Source organism: Thiolapillus sp., from assembly GCF_048562965.1.
Lineage (GTDB): Bacteria > Pseudomonadota > Gammaproteobacteria > Chromatiales > Chromatiaceae > Thiolapillus > Thiolapillus brandeum_A.
This window is the reverse complement of sequence record NZ_JBHNMF010000015.1, coordinates 1-3,330: the sequence shown is the minus strand read 5'-3', so window position 1 is coordinate 3,330 and position 3,330 is coordinate 1. Positions and strand designations below refer to the sequence as shown.

The window sequence follows — 3,330 nt, the reverse complement described above, 5'->3', positions numbered from 1 at the left end:
CCGCCTGCAGCAGCCCCATGCCGGCGCGGGGGGACAGCCCGGTCGAATCTGAAAGACTGCGGCTTTGCCCGATGAGCGCCTGTATGTAGTCCAGGAGGGCATCGGCGGCGAATACCTCCTGGCTGGCAAGCTGCCAGTGGGCAAGATCGGTGCCCGAAGCGACAGGTCTGAGGCGCTGGAGTTTTTGCCGCCCGCCCTGGCCCTGCAGCAACATCCTTTCGGTGGCGCTATCGGGATAGCCCAGGCTGATGCGCATCAGAAAACGGTCGAGCTGGGATTCCGGCAGGGGAAAGGTACCGACCTGGTGGGCCGGGTTCTGGGTGGCGATGACGAAAAAAGGCTGGGGCAGCGGGCGGGTCTTGCCTTCAGCGGTGATCTGCCGTTCCTCCATGGCTTCGAGAAGGGCGCTCTGGGTTTTTGGCGTGGCGCGGTTGATCTCGTCGGCGAGGATCAGCTGGGCGAAGATCGGCCCCTTGTGAAAATGAAACCGTTCCGAACGCCGCTCGTACACAGATACACCGATTACATCGGCAGGCAGCAGATTGCTGGTGAACTGGATGCGCTGGTAGTCCAGCCCCATCAGGGTCGCCAGCAGATGCGCCAGGGTGGTCTTGCCCATGCCGGGAAGATCCTCGATGAGCAGATGCCCCTGACTGAGCAGGCAGGTCATGGCCAGGCGCAGGGCCCGGGGTTTTCCCAGGATGATGCTGTTCGCCTAGCGGAACAGAGTCTGCAGTGCGGGGTCGTCTCTGAGTGGCAGCAAAGTGGTCATCCGTTGGCCCGGGACAAAATGGGCATGTTTTTAAAGTATTGGAACAAGGGCAGATCTCCTTCGTATTGGTGGCCCGATGCAGATCGTTTCAACCCTCTCCCGGTCTCGGGAGAGGGAAAATCCGGGGAAAGAGCCGGGAGTATCCTCAAGTACCCCCTCTCCCCTCCTCCGGGGAGAGGGCCGGGGTGAGGGGGGCATATCCAGCACATAACCTATTGGATTGCCGGGTCAATAACAACCAAGAAAGGTTAAAATAGCGATATGTTTCACCCCCAAGCCTATCAGGTCATCATCATCGGCGGCGGACACGCGGGCACCGAGGCGGCTCTGGCCGCGGCGCGCATGGGCGCTCGCACGCTGCTGCTTACGCACAACATCGACACCCTGGGCGCCATGAGCTGCAACCCGGCGATCGGCGGTATCGGCAAGGGCCATCTGGTCAGGGAAGTGGATGCAATGGGCGGACTCATGGCCCATGCGGCTGACCGGGCAGGCATTCACTTCCGCACCCTCAACTCCCGCAAGGGTCCTGCAGTGCGCGCCACCCGCGCCCAGGCAGACCGTATTCTTTATAAAGCGGTCGTGCGCCAGGCGCTGGAGAACCAGCCCAACCTGGATATCTTCCAGCAGGCCGTGGATGACCTGATCATGGAGGGTGACCGCGTGACGGGCGTTACCACCCAGATGGGGCTGAAGTTCCGCGCCGAGGCCGTGGTTCTCACCGTGGGTACCTTTCTCGGCGGGCGTATTCACATCGGCATGGAAAACTACCAGGGTGGCCGCGCCGGTGATCCGCCGTCCAACGCCCTCGCCCGCCGCCTGCGTGAACTGCCCTTCCCGGTGGAACGCCTGAAGACAGGCACGCCCCCGCGCATCGACAGTCGCAGCGTCAATTTCGAGGTGCTGGAAGAACAACCCGATGACCAACCCTGCCCGGTGTTTTCCTTCATGGGTGATGTAGCGGAGCATCCCCGGCAGATCAGCTGCCATATCACCCGCACCAATGCACGAACCCATGACATCATCCGCCGTGGCCTGTCGCGTTCGCCCATGTACGCCGGGGTCATCGAAGGCGTGGGGCCGCGCTATTGCCCTTCCATCGAAGACAAGGTGGTGCGCTTTGCCGAGCGCGATTCCCACCAGATCTTTGTCGAACCCGAAGGCCTGACCAGCAACGAACTCTACCCCAACGGCATCTCCACCTCCCTGCCTTTCGATGTGCAATGGGAGCTGGTGCAGTCCATGGAAGGTTTCGAACAGGCCCGCATCACACGCCCCGGCTACGCCATCGAGTACGACTTCTTCAATCCCCAGGAGCTGTGCTATTCCCTGGAAACCCGGCATGTTGAGAACCTGTTCTTCGCCGGGCAGATCAACGGCACCACAGGTTACGAAGAAGCCGCCGCCCAGGGATTGCTGGCGGCGGTCAATGCGGTGCTGAAGATCCGTGGCGAACAAAGCTGGTGTCCCCGCCGGGACGAAGCCTACCTGGGGGTGCTGGTGGATGATCTCATCACCCTGGGTACCCTGGAACCCTACCGCATGTTCACCTCCCGGGCCGAGCACCGCCTGCTTCTGCGCGAGGACAACGCCGATTTGCGCCTTACCGAAAAAGGCCGTGAACTGGGGCTGGTGGATGACGAACGCTGGCGGGCTTTTTGCGACAAGCGCGAAGCCATCGAAAAAGAGCAGCAGCGCCTGTGCGACATCATCATCCGGCCGGGAGATCTGGATGAAGCTACCGAGCAGAAGATTCTTGGCGACACCCTGCGCCGGGAAACCCGTGCCAGCGAACTGCTCACCCGCCCCGTTGTCACCTACCAGACACTGATGAGCCTGCCGGGTATCGGGCCTGGGGTGGCCGATGAAAAAGTGGCCGAACAGGTGGAGATCCAGGAAAAATACGCCGGATACATCAGGCGTCAGCAGGAAGAAGTGGAAAAGACCCGCCAGGCCGAAGCGGTAAAACTCCCCGAAACCCTGGACTATGAACAGGTCAAGGGACTCTCATCCGAAGTGCGTGAAAAGCTCATCCGCCACCGGCCACAAACCCTGGGACAGGCCGGGCGCATACCCGGTGTCACGCCGGCGGCGACTTCATTGCTGCTGATACACCTCAAGAAGCATCGGGCGTGAGAACCCCTGATAACGGACTGCGCACCGCCAAACCGCCACGGTTGAGCACATGGGTATAGATCTGGGTTGTCCAAACATCCTTGTGCCCCAGTTGCTCCTGCACCGTGCGTATATCCATCCCCCTTTCCAGAAGATGGGTGGCAAATGAATGACGCAGTGTATGGCAACTGGCTTTTTTGTTTATTGCGGCTTGGCGTACTGCTGTGGTCACCGCTTTCTGAATGGTGCTGGCATCGATATGATGGCGTCTTTTTATGCCTGAGCGAGGATCACGGCTGAGTCGCGTGGCGGGAAAAACATATGCTGCCAGCCATGGAGAGCGAAGCGAAGGCTGGTAGACCCCAGTAGCCGCGAGGCCGCACTGTTTTCCCGGCGTGCCTTGCGCCAGAGGGAAAACAAAGTAGGCCTCCGAACGCGGCGTC

General features: G+C 61.0%; 3 protein-coding genes. 1 reads left to right on the top strand and 2 read right to left on the bottom strand.

Annotation, left to right across the window (positions count from 1 at the left end; translation table 11 throughout):
- Positions 1-706: AAA family ATPase (locus tag ACOCD2_RS01990; protein ID WP_293645054.1), on the bottom strand; the 706-nt coding region annotated here is incomplete at its 3' end.
- A 327-nt stretch (positions 707-1,033) separates the two neighbouring features.
- Here ACOCD2_RS01990 and mnmG point away from each other — a divergent pair.
- Positions 1,034-2,908 carry a tRNA uridine-5-carboxymethylaminomethyl(34) synthesis enzyme MnmG gene (gene mnmG, locus ACOCD2_RS01985; RefSeq protein ID WP_293645034.1) on the top strand — a complete coding sequence of 625 codons (1,875 nt, stop codon included), beginning with the start codon at positions 1,034-1,036 and terminating at the stop codon, positions 2,906-2,908.
- On the opposite strand, the gene ACOCD2_RS01980 is transcribed toward mnmG, so the two are convergent.
- The coding region (locus tag ACOCD2_RS01980) for a tyrosine-type recombinase/integrase (protein ID WP_293687685.1) at positions 2,889-3,330 on the bottom strand (442 nt) is incomplete at its 5' end. The genes mnmG and ACOCD2_RS01980 overlap by 20 nt on opposite strands.